Below are 25,116 nucleotides of genomic sequence, written 5' to 3'. Positions count from 1 at the left end.
TAAAGGTAAGTAATTGAAATAACCAACTGAAATGATAAATTTATTTCCAGGATTTATCAATCTTATCCTTATTTAATAAAAACTCTTTGTATCTAAACTCTCCTGATTTAGTTGCAATCATTGCTCCCATATGAATGATCTTTTCATCACTATTCATCGGAAATATAGCAGATCGATAAGCATTATGCTCAAGAATAGCTTTTGGACAAACCTTATAATGAAGTCCATCTTTTGAATAAGCAATATAAAGTGCTTCGGAAGTATATTTCTTAACATCTCCTATTGCTAGACATAAAAAATAATATCCATCCACGTAGCTAGCTTGGATATGCCAAGGTGAATAAGCAGGATTTAGCGCTAACCATGGTTTGTTTGCAAAATGAACAATCTTACTCTGTTTGAAGTAATCAAAATTCAACCCATCATTAGAAGTTCTTCTTATTACATAAGACCCATCTTTGCCTTTAAAATTTTTCTTCCCTAAATTCAATTCTACTTCATAACTTATAAATTCGTTTCCATTGTGAATAAAAGAGGGAGATAAAACATGATTATTCTGAGGGGTAAAGGGGGGATTACTCGTAAATGCTATTCCTATTCGCGACCAATTTACACCATCTACAGAAGTTTGTTGCACAATAGTTCGGTGTGCATTCGTCTCTAGCTTTTTAAGGTTTGAAGTATTTTTTTCAGCTCTTTTTTTAAGTGCTTGTGCCGAAATAAAACTACCTCTGTAGTATAGGTAAAATTTATTATTTACATATACCCAATCCACGTCCGACCAAAAACCTTGTATCGGATCTTGATTATTTTCCTTTAAACTTTCTTGTGGATAAGGAGCATTCATGATTGGGTTAATTAAACCTGGTGGAGTTGACCAGGTTATTCCATCATTTGAAACAACTATGCTCGGGTTTTCATACCGTTTAGAATTTTGTGTGGTGCCAACCGCACCAAAGTAGGGTGTAAATACCATCCAATATTTAAATCCATGAAAGCCGTTGGCAAAATAAAGTACATCTGGATGACAATAGCTATGATTGTCATTGGCAATATCTAAGAAAAAGTTTGCATCCTTAAGTCCTGAAAAATTTGCATTAGCATTAATATGTATATTAACGTTGTCTTTTACATCATCAAAAGCTACAGAATCTAACGGTTTAACGCTCGATTCAAAATTTTCGGGATCCTGAGCATAGAAACTTTCATCTGTTCGGTTACAAGAAATCAGTAAACTTCCTAGGCATAAAACTGCAAGTATGTTTTTAAACATAAAAAAATATAACGGTTAATTAAAAATCATTCTGGTCAATTAGTACAAGACAGCTTATACTTAGTTATATATCTTCATAGAGAGAAATAACTTACTGTAGGGTATGGCATAACATTACTTTTTCAGATGTCAAAAGTATATTTTTTATATTAATTTTTCCTACATCTTGAACGAAATTAAAGTCAATTTGCTACATTTATATGAACTATTTTCTATGATGAGCAAGAACCTCTACATCGTCCGTCATGCTAAAGCGGAACAGTCACTTTCCAAAAAAGATTTTGATCGTATATTAATTGATAAAGGGATAGAACGAGCTACACGAATTTCCAAACAATTAGCATTAGACTTTAAAGCTGAGCATACAACATTATGTATTTCCTCCCCCGCGAAAAGAGCTTATCAAACAGCTGAAATCTTTATTGAAGCGATCAAATATCCAAAAATTGGTTTAGTCAAAGAAGAGTCGCTTTACGAAGCCTCTTATTTGGATATATTGAAAGTAATCAATCAAATACCAACACAGATCCAAACGGCGTTTATTTTTGGACACAATCCTGGGCTATCCGATTTTGTCGAATATGTCAGCAATACATCAATCTATTTAAAAACATCTCAAGTCGTGCAGCTTTTATTGGATGATGATTTTGATTTTAACAGTTTAACAGCCAACAGTGCAAGCCTTGTTCGTTCTATAATTTAATTCGTTTTCGTATCTTAGTGGTTATGGCAAATCAATTGCAATTTGAAAATTCTCCTTATCTGAAACAACATGCACATAATCCTGTACATTGGATGCCATGGGGAGAAGAAGCATTAAAAAAAGCTCAAGAGGAGAATAAACTCATCATTGTCAGTATTGGTTATTCTGCCTGTCACTGGTGTCATGTTATGGAACGAGAGAGTTTTGAGAATGAGGTGATCGCTCAAACGATGAACAAGCTGTACGTTCCGATTAAAATTGATCGGGAAGAAAGGCCTGATATCGACCAAGTATACATGACTGCTGTTCAATTGATGACAAATGCTGGAGGCTGGCCATTAAACTGTATCTGTCTACCAGACGGAAGACCTATCTATGGAGGTACGTACTTTAAAGCGCATGATTGGCAAAATGTGTTAATCCAAATTGCTCGTATGTGGGAAGAGCAACCCCAAGTTACGTTAGAATATGCTGACAAATTGACAAGAGGTATTCAACAAAGCGAGCGATTACCAATAAATACAATTCCAGATCAATATCATATTACAGATTTATCCGATATCGTAGAACCTTGGAAGGAGCTGTTTGATCAAAAAGATGGCGGATATCATCGAAGTCCAAAATTTCCATTACCGAATAATTGGCTTTTTTTACTTCGCTATGCTGTACTTGCTCAAGATATCGAAATATTAAACCATGTACACTTTAGTTTACAAAAAATAGCTTCTGGAGGCATTTATGACCATGTCGGAGGTGGATTTGCCCGTTATTCTGTCGATAGCGAATGGCATATTCCACATTTTGAAAAAATGTTATATGATAATGGACAACTCATTTCTCTTTATGCTGAAGCTTATCAGCAACAGGCAAATCCATTATACAAACGAGTTGTGGAAGAAACAATCGCATGGGCAAAACGTGAAATGCTTGCTCCAAATAATGGATTCTATTCTGCATTAGATGCTGATAGTGAAGGTGTAGAAGGTAAATTTTACTCCTTTGATCTATCCGAAATTCAATCGGTTTTAGGTGATGATGCTGATTTATTTATTTCTTATTTCAATATAACGGCATCGGGCAATTGGGAACATGAAAATACCAATGTTTTAAAATGTGCTATTGATGCTGATGACATGGCAAAGGAAGCTGGTTATCAGGATGAAGAATGGGAAATGTACCTGCAATCCATCAAGAAAAAGCTATTTGATTACAGAGAAAAGCGTATTCATCCAGGTCTTGATCATAAACAATTGACGACATGGAATGCGCTTCTTTTAAAAGGGCTTATTGATGCTTATCGTGTTTTTGACAAACAAGAATATTTAGATTTAGCTTTAAAAAATGCCGATTTTATACGAGAGCAATTAGTTTTAGAAGACAACAGTATGCTTCATCAACCGCGAGATACGAATCGCAGTATTCCAGGTTTTTTAGATGATTATGCTTTTACAATAGAAGCATTTATCACATTGTACGAAGCTACGTTTGAAGAAAAATGGTTATCCAGGGCAAAAGCCCTAACGGATAAAGCAATCGAATTGTTTTACGATAGCGAAGAAAAGACTTTCTTTTATAGTGCATCAACTGCAGAGAAATTAATTGCCCGTAAAAGTGAAATCATGGATAATGTCATTCCGTCATCTACTTCAACGTTATGTCGCCAGTTAAAAAAAATAGGATTACTTCTTGATAATGAAAGCTATACAACGATTTCAGATCAAATATTTGCAAATGTATTTCCACAAATGAAGACATATGGTTCTGCTTATTCAAATTGGGCAATATTATTGTTAGAAGAATTATATGGATGTAATGAAATCGCATTGACAGGTAAAGATGCATTGGCATTTCGAAAGGAATTGGACCAACATTATATACCAAATAAAATTGTATTAGGTGGAACTAAGAGCAGTCTACCGTTGTTATTAAATAGACAAGATTTAAAATCAAAAGCATACCTTTGTCGAAATAAAACATGTAGTCTGCCACAGAATACGATTGCAGAACTTATTAAAATAATAGAATAATAACGGGACAAATCCCAAAAATCAAAACAAATGGCAATAGTAACGAATGACGTAGTAGCGTTAACTTACAAACTTCACACAATCGAAAACGGAGAGAAAGTATTCGTAGAAGAAACAACAAAAGAAAATCCTTTAGACTTTTTATATGGTGTTGGCATGATGCTACCTAAGTTTGAAGAAAATATCGCTCATTTAAATGTCGGTGAAACTACTGCATTTGAATTATCTGCAGCAGATGCATATGGCGAAAAAGATGAGCGCGCTGTTGCTCAATTACCTGCTGATATGTTTAAAGAAACAGGCTTACCTCCTATAGGTGAAGTTATCCCTTTACAAGATAATCAAGGTAATCAATTCCGCGCTGTAGTAGTAGAGGTAACTCCAGAAGCCGTTGTTGCAGATTTAAACCACCCAATGGCAGGAAAACCATTGCATTTCGAAATTGAAATCTTAAATGTTCGTCCTGCAACAGAAGAAGAGTTATCCCATGGTCACTCTCATGGTGTTGATGGAACACAAGGTCACTAATATTGATTATAATTAACAAAAGGACGCAGTTTTATGACTGCGTCCTTTTTTATTTTCAATAAAATTGCTTTCTACAATCCTGTAGCTACAGATAAAAAATTATTGCCCTCCAGCGGTCTTCTACAAACCAAAGTCCTTCTAAGTCCATGAAAGTCCGTACAAGTGCCAACAATATTCGGTACTACTTCGTTTGTACTACGATATATCTCCCGTTGTGCCTTGTCCAACGTGCAATATATATTCAATATATTTTCAAAAATTAAGTCGACAAGAGTCTAAGCTCACCCTAAGTTGAATCAGGTCAGTTTTAAAATATCTCCTAATCCTATTTAAATAATAGTTGGTCAGTGGTAACCCTATATCCCTCTTTTATGCGTATCACAGATAGCCATCTGGGTATATGGGTATGAATGCAATATGTTTAACCTGTCAACTATTTGTGTCAAGCATATTCAATGATGGTTCTTCTCGAAGAAACGTCTTTGACACGCTTTTACAACGCTTAATCCCTGCTTATGCACTGCTTTACCCCTATCTGGGAACAAAATACAATGATAAGTTTAAATTTTAGTTGCCCGCAGCATTTCCCTTTTCCCTGGTGCTCCTGGAACTTTTTCTATCTGAAAACCTAAGGCCTTCATACTCCTTTTTAAATTTCCTGTAATCGCATAGGTTACAAATACAGCCCCTGATTTCATAAATTTAGCAACATGTGCTAAAGCTTCATCAGACCACATCTCCGGTTGATGAATAGTTGCAAACGCATCAAAATATACAATATCAAATCTTTTGTCACTATCAAAATCCATCAATAACGTATGATCGATATGCAATTTTACTTTTGCATTGATAGAAGTATCTTCTTTGAATGCCTGTTGATAATTTGAGATGTAATCATTCCAATTGTCTCTAGAGATAAAATCATCATATCCGGTTTTTTGGACCGTTTCCAATGATAAAGGGAATCCTTCTATTCCGAGATAATCAATCTGTATTTTCTGATCATTAGTATAGGCTAAAGTTTGAATAAAGTTTAAGCCTGTACCAAAGCCTATTTCCAAAATAGCAATTTCATCTTGATCATATTGGTGAAAGAAATGATCTAATCCCATCTTGATAAAAACATGCTTGCTCTCCTGAACAGCTCCATGTTTGGAGTGATAACATTCTCCTATTTGTTCATTAAACAACGTTTTTGAACCATCCCTAGTCATAATAAATTCCATTTCACGAATATTTTAGACAAAAATAAAATAAAAAACAGCTATTTTAGCGATTACAATGGCGTATTCAACCAATATATTTTTCAAAAATTATGGAAGTATCCTATTACTTCTTCTAGGTATCGTATTCGGAAGTATTTTAGGTATTTATTTACCTGATATTGTTCAATATATAAAACCTATAGGGGATGTTTTCCTCAACCTACTATTTGTATCTGTTATTCCTTTGGTTTTCTTTGCCATATCATCGTCGGTTGCCAATATTGAAGGAAACAATCAACTAGGAAAGATCATTGGAACGATGTCTGTCGTATTCATTATGGGAGTTCTCATAGCAGCTTGCATGACAATAGGTATTCTTTATCTTTTTCCATTAGACCCTCCGCATATCCCTCAGGTACATGAAGCATTAGAAAATAATCCCAAAGACACTTGGGGAGATAAAATGGTTCGATTTATCACTGTTACTGAATTTTCAAATTTACTATCAAGACAAAATATGTTAGCCCTTGTCATATTTTCTTTTTTGGTAGGTATTGCTACTCGAAAATCTAGTGCTGTTGCTCAGCCATTTCTTTCCTTTTTAAATGGAGGAAATGAAGTCATGAAAAATCTGCTTATTTTAATTATGAAATTAGCACCTGTTGGACTAGGGGCTTACTTCGCCTACCAGGTAAGTGATCTTGGCCCCCAGCTTTTTGGATTCTATGCCAAACCTTTAGGTCTATACTATGCATTTGGCACCATCTATTTCTTTTTGGCTTTCAGTCTGTTTGCATTTATTTCAGCTGGGAAACATGGGGTTACGAGTTATTGGAGAAATAATATTCTGCCTTCGCTTACAGCTCTTGGAACCTGCAGTAGCTTGGCCACAATGCCCGCCAATCTACTTGCTGCAAAAAAGATTGGCATTCCTGATCCAATTGCGAATGTAGTGATTCCACTAGGAACAACCCTCCATAAGCAGGGGTCTAGTATTTCTTCTATCTTCAAAATTTATGTTGCTTTCTTACTCATTGGTCGTGATTTTTTTGATCCATCTACGCTAATTATTTCACTGGGTATTACTTTATTAGCGAGTATAGTTGCAGGAGGAATTCCGAATGGAGGATATATAGGAGAGATGTTAATGATATCTGTACTCGGATTACCCATTGAGGCTGTACCAGCAGTCATGATTATTGGCACGCTCGTTGACCCCTTAGCGACCATGTTGAATGCTACAGGTGATACAGTAGCAAGTATGTTAGTCTCTAAATTCACAGGTAATACATTCGATAAATCGATCGATAACTCGCTAGAATCTTAATCCATAAAAAATACTACCATATTGATGTGTCTTATAAAGCATCTTGCGTTCTTCTGTTGATTGAAAAATATAAGATAATCCAAATGAAGATTTTTTGTTTGCTACCATACATCCAATTTTATGATTGACAATTACATTTTCGATCTGATATAGCTCTTTTATGGGATCACGTTTTCCTAAACCACCTTGTAGAGTAGCATTATAGAGATGAAAATTAACTGAGGGTGTATAATAAAGAAATAATTCTTTACTGTTTGATTGACTATTGACATGCCCTTTAGTAAAAACAGATTGATCAAAAGAGCGTAGATACCCCCATCGAATAGGTACACTAAACCCTGTATTTGTATGATTCATTCCTAAGGTAGCTGATCCAATAGCAGAGATTTCAAAATTCTTATTCTTTGATCTATAAAATAGTTTTTGATACTTGATACCCACATCTACACCTAATTCATTTGAAATCTGGTCTTTCCAACCTGACACATGATACATGTTAAAAATATCATGTATAACTTCCTGAACTTTTTCTCCTTGTGCAAGAGGACCGACCTGTCCAAGTTCGACTTTCAAACTCCATACCTGATCATTTTTATGATATTGATTGAATTCGCCTGATACATATAAATAGCCAGCAAAGGGTCTATCCCATTTAATTTTTTGATCCAGCTTTAGATCTACCCCATTATACATCTTTTGGCCAAATTCGATATCCAGTATACGATTTTTCACTTTCGTAGTATCCAATTTTAACCCTATCCGGTAGTTGATATTGATACCATTTGTATAATATCGATCTTGGGCTGTAAATAGATAAACATCATTATCATTTTGAAGAACAATCTCATGATTAGAAACTTTTGTCTGTGAACGAACAGATTGGACAATAAAAACAGTCAAAAATATAGTGGTAATACCATACACAAATATTTTCATTCCATTCAATTGGTTGTAAAAAATTAAGATGTAAACTAAATTACAGATATTAATTCAGATTTAATGGATTAGCGAAGAAATCACGAAGCTATTTTGCAAGCAACAATTATTTATTTAGAAAGATTACAAATAAAGAACAAAAGTTGCAAATTTAGTTACTTCGCCAATCTATTTGTAATTTTGTATTCGATAAAGTGTTAAAAGTCAAAAAATGAAAAAAAGTTCCATTATTCTAATCGTTATCATTGCTGTTGCAATTGCTATGATTCTTGTCATATATACAGATTCAAGTACCTACTCAACTTTTACTGAAGCGAAGGAAAAAAAGACTGAACTGTATGTGGTCGGTGTATTAAATAAACAAAAAGCTTTGCATTATGATCCAAAAACGAATGCTAATCATTTTTCATTTTTCATGTATGACAACGATAGTACGGAATGTCAAATTGTTTTTAATGGTTCAAAGCCACAAGATATTGAACGTTCTGAACAAATTGTATTAACAGGAAAAATGGATGGAAATGTTTTCCACGCGACAAAGATTTTGATGAAATGTCCTTCAAAATATAATCAAGATCAGGTAGAGGTTATTGAAACTAACGCTACTGCATTCAATAACTAAAAATATAAAATCACCAAATAAATGGATGTAAACTTCGTAGGTGAAAACCTATTACCTGGAAAAATAGGACAGTTTTTTGTTATTCTTTCATTCGGAACAGCATTATTATCTTTTATAAGTTATTATTTTGCTACTGTCAATAAAAATAAAGAAGATAAGTCTTGGTTAATAATTGCCCGAATTGCTTTTTGGATAAATACCATTTCAATTATAGCTATCGGCGTAATTTTATTCTACATTATACACAATCATTTATTTGAATATCACTATGCTTGGGCGCATAGTTCAAAAGCATTACCTACACATTATATCATTTCCAGTTTCTGGGAAGGCCAAGAGGGTAGCTTTTTGTTATGGATGTTTTGGCAAAGTGTGTTGGGGTCGGTTTTATTTTTTAAAGCAAAAGATTGGGAAAGCCCTGTCATGACCTTCATCATGTTGTGTCAGGTCTTTTTAGCATCAATGATCGTTGGGGTTCAAATTTTTGGATTTCATTTTGGTAGCTCTCCTTTTATTTTACTGAGAGATGCTATCCAGGCGCCAATATTTAGTAAACCCGACTACTTATCTTTAATTCCTGATGGAAATGGATTAAATCCTTTATTACAAAATTATTGGATGGTGATTCATCCCCCGACCCTATTTTTAGGATTTGCATCCATGGTGGTTCCCTTTGCTTATGCTGCAGCAGGTTTATGGACAAAACGCTATAAAGAATGGATAACACTAGGATTACCATGGGCACTTTTTGCTGTAATGGTATTGGGAGCTGGTATCATCATGGGCTCATTTTGGGCGTATGAAGCACTTAACTTTGGTGGATTTTGGGCATGGGATCCTGTTGAAAATGCATCTATTATTCCTTGGTTTACTTTGATTGCAGCTGTTCACGTAATGATTGCCAATAAAAATTCAGGGCATTCTTACTTCACTGCTACATTTTTAGCTTTAATCAGTTTTGTATTGGTAATCTATGCATCATACTTAACCAGAAGTGGTATTCTCGGCGAAACATCTGTACACGCTTTTACTGATTTAGGATTAAATGTCCAATTAATTGCGTTCAATGTGGTATTTTTTGTTATTACCATTGTTCTACTGGTGGTTCGTAAAAAACATATGCCCAGTACTCAAAAAGAAGAAGATATCTATTCTCGAGAGTTTTGGTTATTTATTGGAGCATTGGTGTTAACAGTTGCTTGTGTTCAGATAATCGCATCAACTTCTATTCCTGTTTATAATGCCATCTTCGGAACTAAGATTGCTCCTCCATTAGATCCAGTTAAACATTATAATAGATGGCAATCGGGCTTTGCTGTTATTATTATGATTTTGACTTCAATCACACAATTCTTAAAGTACAAGAAGACTGATCCAAAGAAATTTTTTGCCTCTACTATCGCATCACTAATTGTAGCCGTTATATTGACCGCTGCGGTTTCGTATATTACGAAAACATATACCAACTTAATTTTTATCTTAATTACGTTCTCTTCTATATTTTGCATATTAGCGAATATCCGTGTATTAGCTGGCGCTGTAAAGGGAAAATGGAAATTGGCAGGTTCAGCTGTGGCGCATATTGGTTTTGGTTTATTGTTAATTGGTGCAATGATAGCAGCATCAACTAATGAGGTAATTTCGATCAACAATACTGGCTATATTGCTGTATCTGGATTCGATAAAGTGGAAAAACCAGGCGACAATCTATTCTTAACCGAAGGAGAACCTGTCCAAATGGGTGAATACCGAATCACTTATGTAGGAGATAGTGTTGCTGAACCAAATGTTTTCTATAAAATCAAATATGAAAGTATTGATGAGGAAAGTGGAAAAGCTAAAAGTTCATTTGTTCTTATGCCTTTCGCTCAAAATAACCCAAAAATGGGTGGGCTGATTGGTACTCCTGCAACCAAACATTACATTACCCATGATATTTATACGTTAATTACAGCAGCAGCTTCAGATTTACAAGCCAAAAATGCAAATATTCCTGCAGATAAAAAGACTGGTTTTGAAGATTATGAAGAACCTGCCACTTATGAAGTCAATGTAGGAGATACTCTTCGTTATCGTAATGGCTTTTTTGTAATTGAAAGTGTCAATAAAAATGCGCATCTAGAAAATATCCCTAAAGGAGAAAAAGATGTTATTGTAGGTTTGAAAATCAAAGTCATAGCTTCTGATAAAAAAGAATATAACGTAGAGCCTGTCTTCCTAATAAAAGATGGTACTTCTTATGATTTCAATAAAGATGTCAATGATCAGGGATTACGTTTCCGTTTTTCCAACATCTTGCCTAAAAAAGACAAATTGGAAATCATGGTTTATCAAAAACCATTACCTGAGAAAAAATGGATTGTATTCAAAGCGATTAAGTTCCCTTACATTAATTTTTTCTGGTGTGGTACAATTATCATGACAATTGGATTCTTTATGTCTATCTTTAAAAGAAATAAGGAAATAAAACGATTAGATCAAAAGCAAAGCTAATGAACATTGTTATCTTAGGAAGTGGGAACATAGCAACACATTTTGCTCATAACTTCTATAATAAAGGTCACAAAATAGTACAAATATTCAGTCAACAAAAGGTCAATGCGCAAGCATTGGCCTTTGTTGTAAATGCAGAAGCAATTAATCAAATTTCCGCTATAAATCCAGACGCTGACTTATATATCATCGCGATTAGTGATCAAGCTATATTAGCGATAATAGAAAAGCTTCCTGACACTTTGAATGGCATTGTTATACATTGCTCTGGAGCGACTGACATACAAGTATTAAATAAATTCAAACGGTATGGTATCATTTATCCCCCTCAATCCATTTCCAAAAATCAAGATTCAGATTTTAGTTTGATACCCTTCTGTATTGAGGGAGACAACTCGATAACTTTTAATATCTTATTTAATCTTATACAAGAAATAGCTCCTAAGTCTATTGCTTGCACTTCATATCAAAGGCTTGCCATTCATGTCGCATCTGTATTTTCAAATAACTTTGCGAACGCACTCTTTCAAATCAGTTATGATCTTTTATTTCAAAACGATCTACCTTTTGATTTGATTCGTCCTATTATATTGGAAACTGCTCTAAAAGTCCAATCCAAGCTGCCAAAGGATGTTCAAACTGGCCCAGCAATAAGAAATGACGAAATCACGATAAAAAAGCATTTGGATTTTATCAGTGATCAGGAGAATTGGAAACAAATCTATCAACTATTATCACAAGAGATTGTAAAAAGAAAAAACTAAATATCATTTCCTTAGTAAGTTTTTAAAACTATCTCATTCCTGCCAATAATTTTCTTTTGAAAAAGGAACTTAGTACTTTTGCTCTACAAAAAATTGAATATTGGTTCAATAATTGAATACATATAAATATTGAAAGATAAGGGATTTATCTTGTATAATTTTATCACAGATGATTAATCTCGATTAGCTAATTTTTATTAAATAAGAGTCTAAAATACTATTTAAATTATGACCGTTAGAAAATTAATTCTTGGTACCATGATCGTAATCAATTTGATTATTATCTCCTTTGGTCTTATTTTTACTCCACAATGGTTTTGGTTGCTTGTTATACCAATGCCTCTTTTATTTGTTGCTCTATATCATAGTTTCCAACACAAACATGCTATCTTAAGGAACTATCCTTTAGTGGGATATTTCCGTTATTTCTTTGAGTCTATTCGTCCAGAATTACGTCAATATTTCTGGGAGTCTGACACAGATGGCCGTCCTTTCAATAGAAGACAACGGTCTATCGTATATCAACGTGCCAAAAATCAAAGGGAAACTGTGGCATTTGGTATGCAAACAGATCCTCAAGCTGTAGGTAATGAATGGGCTGCTCATTCTGTTTTTCCTTGTCATATAGAGAGTCATGACTTAAGAACCACTGTTGGTAACGAATCTTGTAAACATCCTTATAGCTTAAGTGTATTCAATATTTCAGCTATGAGTTATGGCGCTTTAAGTAAAACAGCTATTACAGCTTTAAATAAAGGAGCGCAATTACAAAATTTTGCACACAATACAGGAGAAGGTGGTATTAGCGATTACCACAACAGTGGGGGGGATTTAATTTGGCAAGTAGGTACCGGATATTTTGGATGTAGAACACATGATGGCAAATTTGATGCTGAGCTATATAGAGAGAAGACTTCACGCGCCAATGTAAAAATGATTGAGTTGAAATTATCTCAAGGAGCTAAGCCTGGTCATGGTGGTATACTTCCTGCTGCTAAAAACACACCTGAGGTTGCTGCAATTCGTCACGTCATTCCTGGTACAGATGTTATGTCACCGCCCGCACACAGTGCATTTTCTAATCCAATTGAAATGATGGAATTTATTCACAAAATGAAAGAATTGAGTGATTTCAAACCTGTAGGATTTAAAATGTGTATCGGTGACAAGCAAGAGTTTATAGACATTTGTCGTGCGATGCAAACTACTCAAATATTTCCAGATTTTATTTCTATTGATGGATCTGAGGGGGGAACGGGTGCTGCGCCATTAGAATTTACAGATAATTTAGGAATGCCTTTGTATGATGCTTTAGCATTTGTAACCAAGACCTTGATTGCATTTGGATTAAAAAGACATATCAAATTATTAGTATCGAGTAGAATTGTTACTGGGTTTGACTTATTGAAAGTAATTGCCCTTGGAGCAGATGCTTGTTATAGCGCAAGGGGAATGATGTTTGCTTTAGGATGTATCCAAGCACTCAAATGTAACGAAGATGTTTGTCCTGTTGGAGTTGCTACACAACAACCTCATTTATATAAAGGATTAGATGTGAATGATAAATATGTACGTGTTGCTCAATTTCATCGTAATACTTTACGTGCTACTGTCGAAATCATGGAAGCTTGCGGTTTTAAAACCTTAGCAGATGTTAATGCTGATAAATTCTTCCGAAAAGTAGATGCTGTCAATACGCTAAGCTTTCAAGAAATTTATTTTGGAAGGGAAGGCAAGCTAATCGAAAGTCACACAGACTTTGAAGCTAGAGTATTTTAAAATAAGAAAGGTCCTTTAAATTAAAGGACCTTTCTTATTTTCTTAAATTACAAATCACTTGCTGCAAAGTTAATTGAGCCATATCAATAGACTCAGAACATACGCCATCTAAAGCTTCTGCAATAGTTTTATTCGCCTGCTGCATCCCCATTTCCTTCAGTTTTCGAGCAGCCTTAGTTAAATAAATCAAATTAGACCTACGATCTTCTTTATCATTTACCCGAATCACTAAATTTAATTTTTCCAAATTGTTAATTAATCTCGTAATGCTAGGTTTGTCTCTAAAAGTTCGAGTAGCTAACTCTTGTTGTGTCAGTCCTTCTTCTTGCCATAAATTGTACAGAATACTCCATTGTTCAGCCGTAATATTGATTCCCACATCCTTTAAATTACGCTGCATCCTACGCGATATTGCCGTAGTTGCTTTACCTGTTAGAAAATCATAGAATTCTACTTTTCCAATTAAATCTTCATTTAGCATAATAATCAAAGTCTTTTTTTAGGTTATAGTATATGAAACCTTTTTTAACCAAAGAAGATATTTACTTCGTATAAATAATAAAATTAACTATGAGTCTTTGGTTAAAATAAGATTATGTTCATAAATATATAACTTTACATGGTATAACAAAAATTTATGTGATATTTTTATTATCTTCATCATATGGAAAAGTTAATACCGTTATTAATTGGATTAGCCATTTTTGGTTATAAATCTTACCAAAATTATATCAAGGAACAAGAGGCTGCACTAAAAAGAAAAAAAACAATCTTGCCTCCTATTAGTCCTGTACAAAGAACTTCTCCTGTACCCAAAATAGAAAACAAAAAGAATCATGTAGATATTCCACCACCTTTTTATGCTGAAAAAATAAAAGAAACGAATGAGATTCAACGTTTTAAACAAGAGAGAGAAGAACATCGTTTAGCTTTAAGTAAAAAAGCAAAATCGATGCATACTGATCAAGAAAAAAGCATAGCTGATGATTTTGACCTTAGAAAAGCAGTTATTATGTCTATCATACTAGATAGACCCTATCAATAAGCGACTATTCTATTGTAAAAGAATCTGCGTCTTGTAAAAATGGGAAAGTTTCTCGGGCTTCTTGAAGATCTTTGGGGTGAATGGTAAAAGTATACAAGTCTTCATCTTCAGGTTTATAATAAACCACATCTCCTAAAGGTGAGATACACATAGATCCTCCAGAATAATAAATATCATTTCCATCATGTCCTACACGGTTTACCCCAATAACAAAAGCTTGATTTTCAATCGCTCGAGCAGGAATTAAAGTACGCCAATGAGAAGAGCGCTTATCAGGCCAATTGGCCGTGTAAACAAGTAAATCATAAGCACTATTTACGTTTCTAGACCATACTGGGAATCTTAAATCATAACAAACCATTGGACAGATTTTCCAACCTCTAATATTAACTATAATACGTTCATATCCAGCGGTAAAATATTCATTTTCTTTCGCCATCGCAAATAAATGACGTTTATCATATTTCACATAGGTTCCATCTGGAGACATCCACACAAACCGATTAAAATACTTTCCGTTTTCAGTAATAATTAAAGATCCAGCAATAACACAATTTAAGTCATGAGACATTTGAAATAACCATTGCATGGTTTTTCCATCTGATGTTTCGGCACATTTCTCCACATTATTTGTGAATCCAGTGTTAAACATTTCAGGTAAGATAATGAGATCCGTTTTTTCTCTCAGATTTGATAGTTTAAGAGCAAGATTGCTCAAGTTTTTATCAACGTTTTCCCAAAAAAGGTATGCTTGAAAGATTGTTACTTTTAACGGTTCCATTTATAGTTGTTTCGTAAGTATATGATGAATTAGATCTACAAATTAAGAAATTTTTATTAAATAAAGACAATTTTACAAATATAGATTTGTTATTGCTCTCTAATGAGTAGTTGATTCGACAATGTTATTAACGCTTCTTTTTTATCATTTGGTATACTAAGAGCAGATAATCTTTCAAATGCTTTTTGCGTAAAATCATCTTTCAATTGATCTGCTAATATCTTAACATCATATTTACGATATAGATCTAATATACCTTCCAACTTATTCGGATTATTCGCTGTTGTAGCGTTTAATAATTCTTGAAGAATCTGCTTGTCTTCTTCTACAATAAGTTCCATTAATTTGACTAAAAGATAGGTCTTCTTGTTGATCAAAATATCACCACCTATTTGTTTACCGAAGGTTTCAGGATTACCATATGCGTCTAATACATCATCTTGAAGTTGAAAAGCTATTCCAATATTTTCACCAAACTCGTAAATCAGTTTTTGATCTTCAAGACTAGCATTTGCTAATATAGCTCCCATCTGTAATGCTCCGCCTAATAATACAGAAGTTTTCAACCTGATCATTTCGATATATTGAAACATGGTAATATGATCTGCCTGCTCATAATCCATATCCATTTGTTGTCCTTCACATACTTCGATTGCTATTCGGTTAAACGTTTTCAGCAAATCGGAGATATAGATAGGTGGACAGTTTGCTAATTCGACATAAGCTTTCACTAATAAACCATCACCAGAAAGAATAGCAACATTCAAATCCCATTTCTCATGAACTGTTTCCTTTCCTCTCCGCAATGGCGCTTTATCCATAACATCATCATGTATGAGTGAGAAATTATGAAAAAACTCAATAGACTTTGCGGCAGGAACAGCATCTGTAATATCTTTAATCCCAAACATTTCAGCAGCCATTAAAGTTAAAGCAGGTCTGATACGTTTCCCTCCCAGACTTAAAAAGTAACGAATTGGATCATACAAATTGGAAGGTTGATTCGGAAATTGACTGTTTTGAATCGAGTCAAAGATTAGTTTCTGTAAATGCTGCATAGTCTTTAGTCATCATCTCCTAATGATACGCGAAGATAAGAATTATAAAAACAATCTTTTGATAAGTACTATTGAAAACGGTTTAATTCATGCAAAATAGTACATTTGTAAAAAAAGCGACTTTTCATGCGCATTCTTATCATCCATACTTTCTATCAGAACCCAGGGGGTGAAGACACTGTTTTTCAGCAAGAGAGTGAATTACTTGCTATAGATAATGATGTCTTAACCTTAACTTTTCAAAATAAAAAAGGATGGAAAGGTGCTTTGCAAACACTTTTTTCTTTTTGGAATTTAGCGGCAGCATATCGTGTAAGGGATACGATTAAAGAATTTAAACCAGAGGTCATCCATATCCACAATACGCATTATGCAAGTGGTCCTATTATTTTGAGATCTATTCATAATATGGGGATTCCTTTAGTTATGACGCTTCACAATTTTCGCCTTATTTGCCCTTCAGCAATTCTGTATCATGATCACGAATTATTTTTAGCTAGCATTCAGGAAAAATTTCCTTGGACAGCCGTAAAAAAGAAAGTCATGGATCATTCTACTATCAAAACCTTCATTTTAGCATTGAACTATTGGTTTCATCGCAAAATAGGAACATGGAATAGCGTCAACCGTTATATTACCTTATCAAGTTTTGCAAAAAAATTATTTACAAGCTCTACTTTAACTATTGATCCAAATAAATTCGTCATCAAACCTAATTTTACTTTTCCTATCGACATGTCTTCATTGTCTTTTGAAGATTATTTTATTTACATTGGTAGACTCACAGAAGAAAAAGGAATATTAAACTTGTTAGAAGCATTTGCTAAAGTGGATTACAAAATCCTGATCATAGGTGACGGTGAATTGAAGCAGTCTGTTCAGCATGCGGCACAACAACATACGAATATTCACTATTTAGGTTTCAAATCACGTGAAGATATTATCCCTTTAGTAGAAAAGGCAGAAGCATTAATTGTTCCATCGCTATGGTTTGAAGGAATGCCAATGACTATCTTAGAAGCTTTTTCTGTTGGTACTCCTGTTATAGGAAGTGATATTGGAGCATTAAGTGAACTGATTCTTCCAAACAGAACAGGTCTATTATTTAATCCACAGCATGTGGAAAGTATGTTAACAACGTTGACTTGTTGGAAAAACTATAGTCAGCAAGAAAAATTTAACATTAGACAAACAACAAAAGAATTCTATTTTAGTAATTTTACACCTACAGAAAATAAAAAGCAATTATTACAAATATATCAGGAAGCAATTCATGATAAAAAGAAAATATCATAACATGAGTATTATAATTCTAGATAAATTAAATATTGCAGCAAGCATCCAAGAGGCTCTAGAAACAGTCTATGACCCAGAATTAAAACCGGCGAACATCGTTGATTTAGGGTTGGTGTATGAAATTATCACAAAAGAAAATGGCACTGCAAAAATCGTAATGACATTAACTGCTCCGGGTTGTCCTGTTGCAGGTCAAATTATGGACGAAGTGCAAAGCAAAGTTGCGGCGCTTCCTGGCGTAACGGAAGCTCTTGTTGAGTTAACATTTGATCCGCCATGGACAAAAGATATGATGAGTGAAGAAGCAAAATTGGAATTAGGCTTTCTATAAAAAAAGCGAACTTATAATATAAATTCGCTTTTTTTATAATGATTGTCCAGATTCTAAATCACTGAGTCGTTTGATTACTTTGGGTTTGATGTCATCTTTCCCGAAGAGTTTGGTCCAAATATTTCTTGATTCTTTTGTCAGAAGTGGTGATACAATAGATAGAATCAATACATAAACAACAACGAATGATTGAATAACAGGTAACAGGTTACCTGCTTTTCCAATGTTTGCCATAATGATCGAGAACTCTCCTCTTGCTGATAAGGTAAAGCCAATATCAAAAGCTGTTTTGTTCTTCATTCCGGAGAATTTCGCAGCAAAGTAACCTGATGCTAAATTTCCAAAGACGGTAATGATTGCTGCTATAGAAGCCCACATTACTGCACCTCCTAAAGACAAAACATCTATAGATAACCCAAAACTAAAGAAAAACATCGCTCCGAAAAAGTCTTTGTAAGGCAAAACCATCCCCTCTATTTTCTTGATATATTGAGAGTCAGCTAAAACTAAACCCGCCATCAAAGCTCCAATTGCTTCTGCAACATGTATCGTTTCCGAAAAACCAGCTGTTATAAATAACAGAGCAAAGATGAGTAGAATAAATAATTCAGATGATTTAACCTGCAATAACTTATCAATCGCAGGCACCAATTTTCTTCCCAAAATTAAAAATGTTAATATAAATCCCAACGCAAGTAATGAAGTACCAGCAACGGTCCAAAATGAACTACTTCCTGTCAGAATCAATCCAGAAAGAAATGAAATATGCATAGCAATGAATAGATCATCAAACATAATCATGCCCATGATCACTTCAGTCTCCGGATTAGCTGTACGCTTCAAATCTGTCAATACTTTAGCCACGATAGCGGTAGAAGAACTCGTCATAATACCACATAATACCATCATCTCTTTAAAAGGAAGATCCATCATCCATCCAATCAACAGACCTGCAATGAAATTGAGTAGGACATAAATTGTTCCACCAGTTACGATTGCCTTACCTGATTTGATTAACCGACCTACAGAAAATTCAAGGCCTAAATAAAACAAAAGAAACAAAACGCCCAAACGCCCCATAAAATCAATGAAGGGTTTGCTCTCTGTAAATGTAAGATCAATATGACCGATTTGTGGAGCATGTTGACCCAACACCATACCTATTAATATAAAAAATGGAATGACAGAAAATTTGAGCTTATTGGCAATTAAGCCAACAAATGCAACCAATCCAATAGCAATTCCAATTTCTAAAATAAGTGTCTGTGATGGCATATAAATTTCTTTTGCTTACAATTCTATAACAGTATTTCTTTTAATAATTTAATATTATTTTTCTTGCCTGCGATAACTAAAGTTGTTCCTGAACTAATGACATAGTCGGGACCTGGATTAATCACCGTGTTATCTCCTAGAATACCAGCAATGATAGATGCTCCTGTACGTTGACGCACTTCCAATTCGCCAATAGTTTTATTGACTCCTTCGCTTTTACCTTCAACTTTGTACCATTCAATCCTTAAATCATCTAAAGCAACTTCCATTGTCTCTAAAGCTTTAGGCTTATAAGACAACCCTCCAATAATTCCAGCAACCTGCCTAGATTCCTCATCACTTAAAGTCATGACACAACGAGACTCACTCTCCTCTTCATCATAACGATACAATTCTCTTCGACCATCGTCATGTATCACCACGACCATATTGTCTCCAGCTTCAGTTTCAATTTGGTATTTCTTTCCTATACCAATAAGATCCGACTCTCTTACAATAGACATATTTTTTTACTTTAGATAAAACTTAATTTTTCAATAGTTGACGTAAAAGGCACACTTAGCAGCCTACTACAAATTTAGCTAAAAATTCAGTCAAATAAGAATTATTCTGCCCTTCTCATCGGTTTAACAGAAACCTATAATACAATTTAAGAACGGATATTAAAAAAAATGGCTGCCCGATGTTATTCCTGAGCAGCCGTTCTTTGCTATTTAGCTTCGATAAGTTTATAACTTCCATCTGTCCGTAAAGCTGGCTTTCCTACCGCAATACTTTTAGAATGATAAAAGAGGTAAATCCAATCTTTTGGAGCACCTTCTTCCCAATATTCCTGACGTAGTTCTTTGCATCGACGACCATCATAGTCATATTTTGCAATATAATTATGAAAGATCTCTTCAGGCTCAGGTAATACATCTCCCCCAAAGAAATAATGTTCTCCTCCTGTTTCAATATGAAAAGCTTGATGATTTCGGGTATGTCCTCCATTCAAATTAAAACTAATCTCATGATTAACAATACCATCTCCTTCTACCAAATGCAAATTACCACTCCGTTGGACCACATCAAAAATATCGGTACGATAAGAATCATTATTTCCTGAATAAGCGTCTTCCCACTCACCTCGTTGTACGATATATTCTGCCTCAGGAAATGCGATCCTTGCAACTCCATCAACAAAGACAACCATTCCTCCTGCATGATCTTTATGCAAATGCGACATCAACACGTATTTGACATCCTTAGGCTCATAGCCTCTTTTTTTAATATTTTTATAAATCAATAATTCGCCATCTTCAGCTGTTAAACCTAACCCTGTATCACATAAAACTAGCCCATCGCTTGTTTCAATCAGAAATGGATGAACGTGAATAAACATTGAGGCAGGTCGATCTTTAGCATTATGAATAGCAGGATCAAAAGGAACAAATTTTTTCGAAGCATCAACTGAAAACGAGCCTTCAAATAAGGAATATGCTTGTATCATCTTTAATTTATTGGAAACTTGAGTGTTATATACTCCCTCATGATTAGCCTATTCTATAATTAGGTTAGTCAAGGGACAAAACGTATATTTACACATAATTATGATGCAAAGATATGCAAAAAAGGTGGGTACTAAAATCTAAAAGTGAGGTCAAAAAAGTCAATAAATTACGCGATGAGCTTGGTATTAATCCAATACTAGCAGAATTATTAGTCAGTAGAAATATTGAGACTTTTGAGGCTTCTAAACACTTCTTTAGACCATCTTTAGATCAGTTGCACAATCCATTCTTAATGCAAGATATGGAAAAAGCTATTGCAAGAATTACAACAGCAATTGGTCAAAATGAGAAAATTCTAATTTATGGAGACTACGATGTAGACGGAACTACAGCGGTTGCTGTAGTCTACAGTTTTTTTAGAGAATTTCACTCACGCATCGAGTTTTATATCCCCAATCGTTATGCAGAAGGTTATGGTATCTCTACTCAAGGAATCGACTATGCACATGAAAATGGTTTTTCTTTAATTATTGCACTTGATTGTGGCATCAAGGAAAATGATAAAATCGAATACGCAAACTCAAAAAACATTGATTTTATTATTGGAGATCACCACCTTCCTGGAGATGAGCTTCCTCAGGCATGTGCTGTTTTGGATCCGAAAAGAAAGGACTGTACGTATCCTTATAAAGAATTGTCGGGATGTGGCATCGGTTTTAAGCTTATTCAAGCATTCATACTAAAAAATGATATGTCGCTTGATGTCTGTTATCAATATCTAGATTTGGTAGCAGTCAGTATTGCATCTGACATCGTTCCTATTACAGGTGAAAATAGAATTCTTACCCACTTTGGTCTTATAAAATTAAATACTAATCCTTGTTGCGGTCTTCAGGCATTAATTGACTTGTCAACCAATAAAACAAAGACATTCACTGTAAATGATATTGTTTTTCAAATTGGACCTCGTATCAATGCTTCTGGTCGAATTGATCATGCTAAAGATGCTGTAAAATTATTGATTTCGAAATCATTGCAAGAAGCAAAAGATTTTAGTATTAATATCGATGATCAAAATAATGTACGAAAGGATTTTGATCTTAGAATAACGGAAGAGGCATTGTCTATTATTGATGAAGATGAGACACTGAGAATGCGAAAATCAACGGTTCTCTATAAATCAGATTGGCACAAAGGTGTTATTGGTATTGTTGCTTCCAGACTAACGGAAAGGTATTATCGACCGACCATCATTCTTACTGAAACGAATGGTCATATTGCAGGTTCCTGTCGGTCGGTAATTGGTTTTGATTTATATGAAGCTTTAAGTGAATGTAGTGATTTACTTGATCAATTTGGAGGTCATAAATATGCTGCAGGTTTGACAATGCAAGTGGATAACATCAAATTGTTCCAAGATCGTTTTGAACAAGTGGTAACTAAATTAATCAAGCCTGAAATGTTAACGCAAGAAATCTTGATTGACACAAAGCTTCACCTGAATGATATTGATGCCAGATTCTATCGTATTCTAAGTCAATTCGAACCCTTTGGCCCACAGAACGAAAGTCCTATTTTTTTAAGTCAAAAAGTAAGCTTAATAGGAGTATCTTATTTAGTAGGCTCCAATCATTTAAAAATGACTGTTAAACAAGAAAATTCAGCTTCTTTTGATTGTATTGGTTTTGGTCTTGCAGAACATATTCAAATTATCAATTGTGGAAAACCTTTTGACATATGTTATAGTATAGAGGAAAATGTGTGGCGAGGCAAAAAGAATTTACAATTAAACATAAAAGGGATTCGATATTAATATATTTGCAATAATCAGATTGTTGTCTTGAGTTAAAATACTAATCAAATGATACTAAGAGCAGAGCATCTCATCAAAAAATACAAACAACGCACTGTTGTTAACGATGTTTCTTTCCAAGTAGAGCAAGGAGAAATTGTTGGTCTTTTGGGGCCAAACGGAGCTGGAAAGACAACTTCTTTTTATATGATCGTCGGCTTAATAAAGCCAAATGAAGGTCATGTTTATTTGGATGATCAAGAAATTACACAAGATGCCATGTATCAGCGTGCGCAAAAAGGCATTGGTTATCTTGCTCAGGAAGCCTCCGTTTTTAGAAAACTCTCTGTAGAACACAATATTCTAGCTGTATTAGAGATTCATTATCCTAACAAGAAGGAACGTTTAGAAAAATTAGAAGAGCTATTATCTGAATTCAGTTTACACCGTGTACGCAAGAACAGAGGTGACTTATTATCTGGAGGAGAACGCCGTCGTACAGAAATTGCACGAGCTTTGGCAGCAAACCCTGCTTTCATTTTATTAGATGAACCATTTGCGGGGGTCGATCCAATTGCTGTTGAGGAAATTCAAACAATTGTCGCAAAACTAAAGACACGCAACATTGGTATTCTGATTACTGATCATAATGTACAAGAAACGCTATCGATTACTGACAGAGCATATTTATTGACAGAGGGGAAAATCATGTTAGCAGGAACACCTGAAGAGATTGCAAGTAATGAAATGGCACGTAAATTCTACTTAGGTCAACATTTCGAACTCCGTCGAAAAAAGATAAATATCTAACGTTCACCCCAACTTTATATGGCAATATTAGATTCTCTATTAACTTGGTTCATGAAGAAAAGAATTCATCAAATTGAATTGTTTATGAAATATCCGCATGATGTACAAGAAGAATGGTTTCAAAGTTTAATATCATCATCAGAAGCGACAGAATGGGGAAAAAAATACGACTATAATAGCATTTTAACACCTGAAGAATTTAAAAATAGAGTTCCAATACAAGATTATAACTCTTTAAAACCTTATATAGACCGCATGATCAAAGGCGAGCAAAATATTTTGTGGCCTTCCGATATCAAATGGTTCGCGAAATCTTCAGGAACGACTTCAGATCGCAGTAAATTTATACCTGTAAGTGAGGAGTCGTTAACAGAATGTCACTTTCAGGGAGGCAAAGATATGTTGACCATCTATTTCAATAACAAACCGGAAAGTCAAATTTTCAGTGGGAAATCGGTGGTATTAGGTGGTAGTTCTCAAATTAATAGTTTCAGTTCTGATTCTTATTATGGAGATTTATCTTCTATTCTTTTACGAAATTTACCCTTTTGGGCTGAATTTAAAAGAACTCCAAATTTAGAAGTTACTTTGTTACCTGATTTTGAAGAGAAGATAGAAAAAGTAGCCCATATAACCATTCATGAAAATGTAACCAACCTAGCTGGTGTACCAACTTGGAATATTGTATTGGCAAAGAGAATCTTAGAAATAACGGGGAAAGATAATTTGCTTGAAGTTTGGCCAAACTTAGAGTTTTACACACATGGGGGTGTAAGTTTTAAACCCTATCGCGAACAATTTAAAAAGTTGATTCCTTCAGAAAAGATGTATTATTTAGAAAATTATAATGCATCGGAGGGATACTTTGCTCTTCAAGATTTATCAGATTCTGATGAGTTATTATTAATGCTTGATTACGGTATTTATTACGAATTTCTACCCATGGAAAATCTTTACGATGAAAATCCAAAAACTTTGGGATTACATGAGGTCGAGTTAAATAAAAACTATGCATTAATCATTTCGACAAATGCTGGTTTGTGGCGATATATGATTGGTGATACGATTAAATTTGTAACGCTATCTCCATATCGTATTCAAATTACAGGACGAACAAAACAATTTATTAATACGTTTGGAGAAGAATTGATCGTCGATAATGCGGAAGATGCCATAAAAAAAGCTAGTGATATCACACATGCGATTGTAAAAGATTATACTGCAGGTCCAATTTATTTTAAAGAAGGCGAAGCTGGAGCTCATGAGTGGGTCATAGAATTTGAACAACAGCCTGATAATTTTGAAACTTTCTGTAAGTTATTGGATGAAGCTTTAAGGGAGATTAATTCGGATTACGATGCCAAACGGTATAAAAATATGGCTTTACAGTTTCCTGTTATTCACAATGCTCCTAAAGATACCTTCTTTGCATGGATGAAATCAAAAGGTAAATTAGGTGGGCAAAATAAAGTTCCAAGATTATCAAACAATCGAGATTACTTAGATCCAATTCTAGAAATTATAAAAAAATAGGAGAGATTTTATAACCTCTCCTTGTCCTTTCGAGTACTTGTCTAATTG

At 34.3% G+C, this 25,116-nt stretch carries 23 protein-coding genes; 14 read left to right on the top strand and 9 right to left on the bottom strand.

Features of this window, described 5'->3' with window-relative positions; translation table 11 throughout:
* Window positions 1-40: 40 nt before the first annotated feature.
* Window positions 41-1,273, bottom strand: coding sequence for a hypothetical protein (locus LZQ00_RS00395; RefSeq protein WP_234510861.1), 1,233 nt, complete (start codon window positions 1,271-1,273; stop codon window positions 41-43).
* 214 nt (window positions 1,274-1,487) lie between these two features.
* Here LZQ00_RS00395 and LZQ00_RS00390 point away from each other — a divergent pair, with 214 nt between their 5' ends.
* Genes LZQ00_RS00390 through LZQ00_RS00380 form a run of 3 tightly spaced genes read left to right on the top strand, consistent with a single transcriptional unit; the run spans window position 1,488 to window position 4,531 of the window.
* Complete coding sequence (locus tag LZQ00_RS00390) at window positions 1,488-1,976, top strand: SixA phosphatase family protein (protein WP_234510859.1); 489 nt, start codon at window positions 1,488-1,490, stop codon at window positions 1,974-1,976.
* Between the two features lie 23 nt (window positions 1,977-1,999).
* Window positions 2,000-4,003, top strand: coding sequence for a thioredoxin domain-containing protein (locus tag LZQ00_RS00385; protein WP_234510857.1), 2,004 nt, complete (start codon window positions 2,000-2,002; stop codon window positions 4,001-4,003).
* 30 nt (window positions 4,004-4,033) lie between these two features.
* Window positions 4,034-4,531, top strand: coding sequence for a peptidylprolyl isomerase (locus tag LZQ00_RS00380; protein WP_234510855.1), 498 nt, complete (start codon window positions 4,034-4,036; stop codon window positions 4,529-4,531).
* 560 nt (window positions 4,532-5,091) lie between these two features.
* Here the strand turns inward: LZQ00_RS00380 and mnmD are convergent.
* Window positions 5,092-5,757: a tRNA (5-methylaminomethyl-2-thiouridine)(34)-methyltransferase MnmD gene (gene mnmD / locus LZQ00_RS00375; RefSeq protein WP_234510853.1), complete on the bottom strand. Its 666-nt coding sequence runs from the start codon at window positions 5,755-5,757 to the stop codon at window positions 5,092-5,094.
* A gap of 55 nt (window positions 5,758-5,812) precedes the next feature.
* On the opposite strand from mnmD, the gene LZQ00_RS00370 reads away from it, so the two are divergent.
* Window positions 5,813-7,063 carry a dicarboxylate/amino acid:cation symporter gene (locus LZQ00_RS00370; protein WP_234510851.1) on the top strand — a complete coding sequence of 417 codons (1,251 nt, stop codon included), beginning with the start codon at window positions 5,813-5,815 and terminating at the stop codon, window positions 7,061-7,063.
* Here LZQ00_RS00370 and LZQ00_RS00365 read toward each other — a convergent pair.
* Entirely contained in the window at window positions 7,052-7,999 is a 948-nt protein-coding gene (locus LZQ00_RS00365) for a lipid A deacylase LpxR family protein (protein WP_234510849.1), read from the bottom strand. The genes LZQ00_RS00370 and LZQ00_RS00365 overlap by 12 nt on opposite strands.
* Window positions 8,000-8,210: 211 nt before the next feature.
* On the opposite strand from LZQ00_RS00365, the gene LZQ00_RS00360 reads away from it, so the two are divergent.
* The 4 genes from LZQ00_RS00360 to LZQ00_RS00345 all read left to right on the top strand — a co-directional run bounded on the left by LZQ00_RS00360 (window position 8,211) and on the right by LZQ00_RS00345 (window position 13,657).
* Window positions 8,211-8,621: a cytochrome c maturation protein CcmE gene (locus LZQ00_RS00360; RefSeq protein ID WP_234510847.1), complete on the top strand. Its 411-nt coding sequence runs from the start codon at window positions 8,211-8,213 to the stop codon at window positions 8,619-8,621.
* A gap of 21 nt (window positions 8,622-8,642) precedes the next feature.
* Window positions 8,643-11,114 carry a heme lyase CcmF/NrfE family subunit gene (locus LZQ00_RS00355; RefSeq protein WP_234510845.1) on the top strand — a complete coding sequence of 824 codons (2,472 nt, stop codon included), beginning with the start codon at window positions 8,643-8,645 and terminating at the stop codon, window positions 11,112-11,114.
* Window positions 11,114-11,878, top strand: a complete 765-nt coding sequence (locus LZQ00_RS00350; RefSeq protein WP_234510843.1) for a Rossmann-like and DUF2520 domain-containing protein — start codon at window positions 11,114-11,116, stop codon at window positions 11,876-11,878. The genes LZQ00_RS00355 and LZQ00_RS00350 overlap by 1 nt, the downstream gene beginning before the upstream one ends.
* 228 nt (window positions 11,879-12,106) lie before the next feature.
* Window positions 12,107-13,657, top strand: coding sequence for an FMN-binding glutamate synthase family protein (locus tag LZQ00_RS00345; protein WP_234510841.1), 1,551 nt, complete (start codon window positions 12,107-12,109; stop codon window positions 13,655-13,657).
* A gap of 34 nt (window positions 13,658-13,691) precedes the next feature.
* Here LZQ00_RS00345 and LZQ00_RS00340 read toward each other — a convergent pair whose 3' ends face one another.
* Window positions 13,692-14,138, bottom strand: a complete 447-nt coding sequence (locus LZQ00_RS00340) for a MarR family winged helix-turn-helix transcriptional regulator (protein ID WP_234514833.1) — start codon at window positions 14,136-14,138, stop codon at window positions 13,692-13,694.
* A gap of 183 nt (window positions 14,139-14,321) precedes the next feature.
* Between LZQ00_RS00340 and LZQ00_RS00335 the strand changes: the two genes are divergently transcribed.
* The gene (locus tag LZQ00_RS00335; protein WP_234510839.1) at window positions 14,322-14,702 is read left to right on the top strand and encodes a hypothetical protein; all 381 of its coding nucleotides are present in this window, start codon (window positions 14,322-14,324) and stop codon (window positions 14,700-14,702) included.
* A 4-nt stretch (window positions 14,703-14,706) separates the two neighbouring features.
* Here the strand turns inward: LZQ00_RS00335 and LZQ00_RS00330 are convergent, their stop codons facing one another.
* On the bottom strand, window positions 14,707-15,483 hold the full coding sequence (locus tag LZQ00_RS00330; protein WP_234510837.1) for an amidohydrolase: 777 nt from the start codon (window positions 15,481-15,483) through the stop codon (window positions 14,707-14,709).
* Between the two features lie 89 nt (window positions 15,484-15,572).
* The gene (locus tag LZQ00_RS00325) at window positions 15,573-16,541 is read right to left on the bottom strand and encodes a polyprenyl synthetase family protein (protein ID WP_234510835.1); all 969 of its coding nucleotides are present in this window, start codon (window positions 16,539-16,541) and stop codon (window positions 15,573-15,575) included.
* Window positions 16,542-16,667: 126 nt separating this feature from the next.
* Between LZQ00_RS00325 and LZQ00_RS00320 the strand changes: the two genes are divergently transcribed.
* On the top strand, window positions 16,668-17,837 hold the full coding sequence (locus tag LZQ00_RS00320; RefSeq protein WP_234510833.1) for a glycosyltransferase: 1,170 nt from the start codon (window positions 16,668-16,670) through the stop codon (window positions 17,835-17,837).
* A gap of 1 nt (window position 17,838) precedes the next feature.
* Entirely contained in the window at window positions 17,839-18,168 is a 330-nt protein-coding gene (locus LZQ00_RS00315) for a metal-sulfur cluster assembly factor (RefSeq protein ID WP_234510831.1), read from the top strand.
* Window positions 18,169-18,201: 33 nt separating this feature from the next.
* Here the strand turns inward: LZQ00_RS00315 and LZQ00_RS00310 are convergent, their stop codons facing one another.
* From LZQ00_RS00310 to LZQ00_RS00300, 3 genes are all read right to left on the bottom strand, one after another.
* The gene (locus LZQ00_RS00310; RefSeq protein WP_234510829.1) at window positions 18,202-19,443 is read right to left on the bottom strand and encodes a cation:proton antiporter; all 1,242 of its coding nucleotides are present in this window, start codon (window positions 19,441-19,443) and stop codon (window positions 18,202-18,204) included.
* A gap of 23 nt (window positions 19,444-19,466) precedes the next feature.
* Window positions 19,467-19,946, bottom strand: coding sequence for a cation:proton antiporter regulatory subunit (locus LZQ00_RS00305; protein ID WP_234510827.1), 480 nt, complete (start codon window positions 19,944-19,946; stop codon window positions 19,467-19,469).
* Window positions 19,947-20,152: 206 nt separating this feature from the next.
* Window positions 20,153-20,932, bottom strand: coding sequence for an MBL fold metallo-hydrolase (locus tag LZQ00_RS00300; RefSeq protein ID WP_234510825.1), 780 nt, complete (start codon window positions 20,930-20,932; stop codon window positions 20,153-20,155).
* Between the two features lie 113 nt (window positions 20,933-21,045).
* On the opposite strand from LZQ00_RS00300, the gene recJ reads away from it, so the two are divergent.
* The 3 genes from recJ to LZQ00_RS00285 are packed head-to-tail and all read left to right on the top strand — an operon-like array spanning window position 21,046 to window position 25,068.
* Entirely contained in the window at window positions 21,046-22,746 is a 1,701-nt protein-coding gene (recJ, locus tag LZQ00_RS00295) for a single-stranded-DNA-specific exonuclease RecJ (RefSeq protein WP_234510823.1), read from the top strand.
* Window positions 22,747-22,794: 48 nt separating this feature from the next.
* The gene (gene lptB, locus LZQ00_RS00290) at window positions 22,795-23,535 is read left to right on the top strand and encodes an LPS export ABC transporter ATP-binding protein (protein WP_234510821.1); all 741 of its coding nucleotides are present in this window, start codon (window positions 22,795-22,797) and stop codon (window positions 23,533-23,535) included.
* An 18-nt stretch (window positions 23,536-23,553) separates the two neighbouring features.
* On the top strand, window positions 23,554-25,068 hold the full coding sequence (locus tag LZQ00_RS00285; RefSeq protein ID WP_234510819.1) for a GH3 auxin-responsive promoter family protein: 1,515 nt from the start codon (window positions 23,554-23,556) through the stop codon (window positions 25,066-25,068).
* Window positions 25,069-25,116: the final 48 nt, after the last annotated feature.

The sequence above is a fragment of the Sphingobacterium sp. SRCM116780 genome, assembly GCF_021442025.1.
GTDB lineage: Bacteria > Bacteroidota > Bacteroidia > Sphingobacteriales > Sphingobacteriaceae > Sphingobacterium.
Note: the sequence above shows the minus strand (reverse complement) of the source record. Positions and strands in the feature narration are given on the sequence as shown.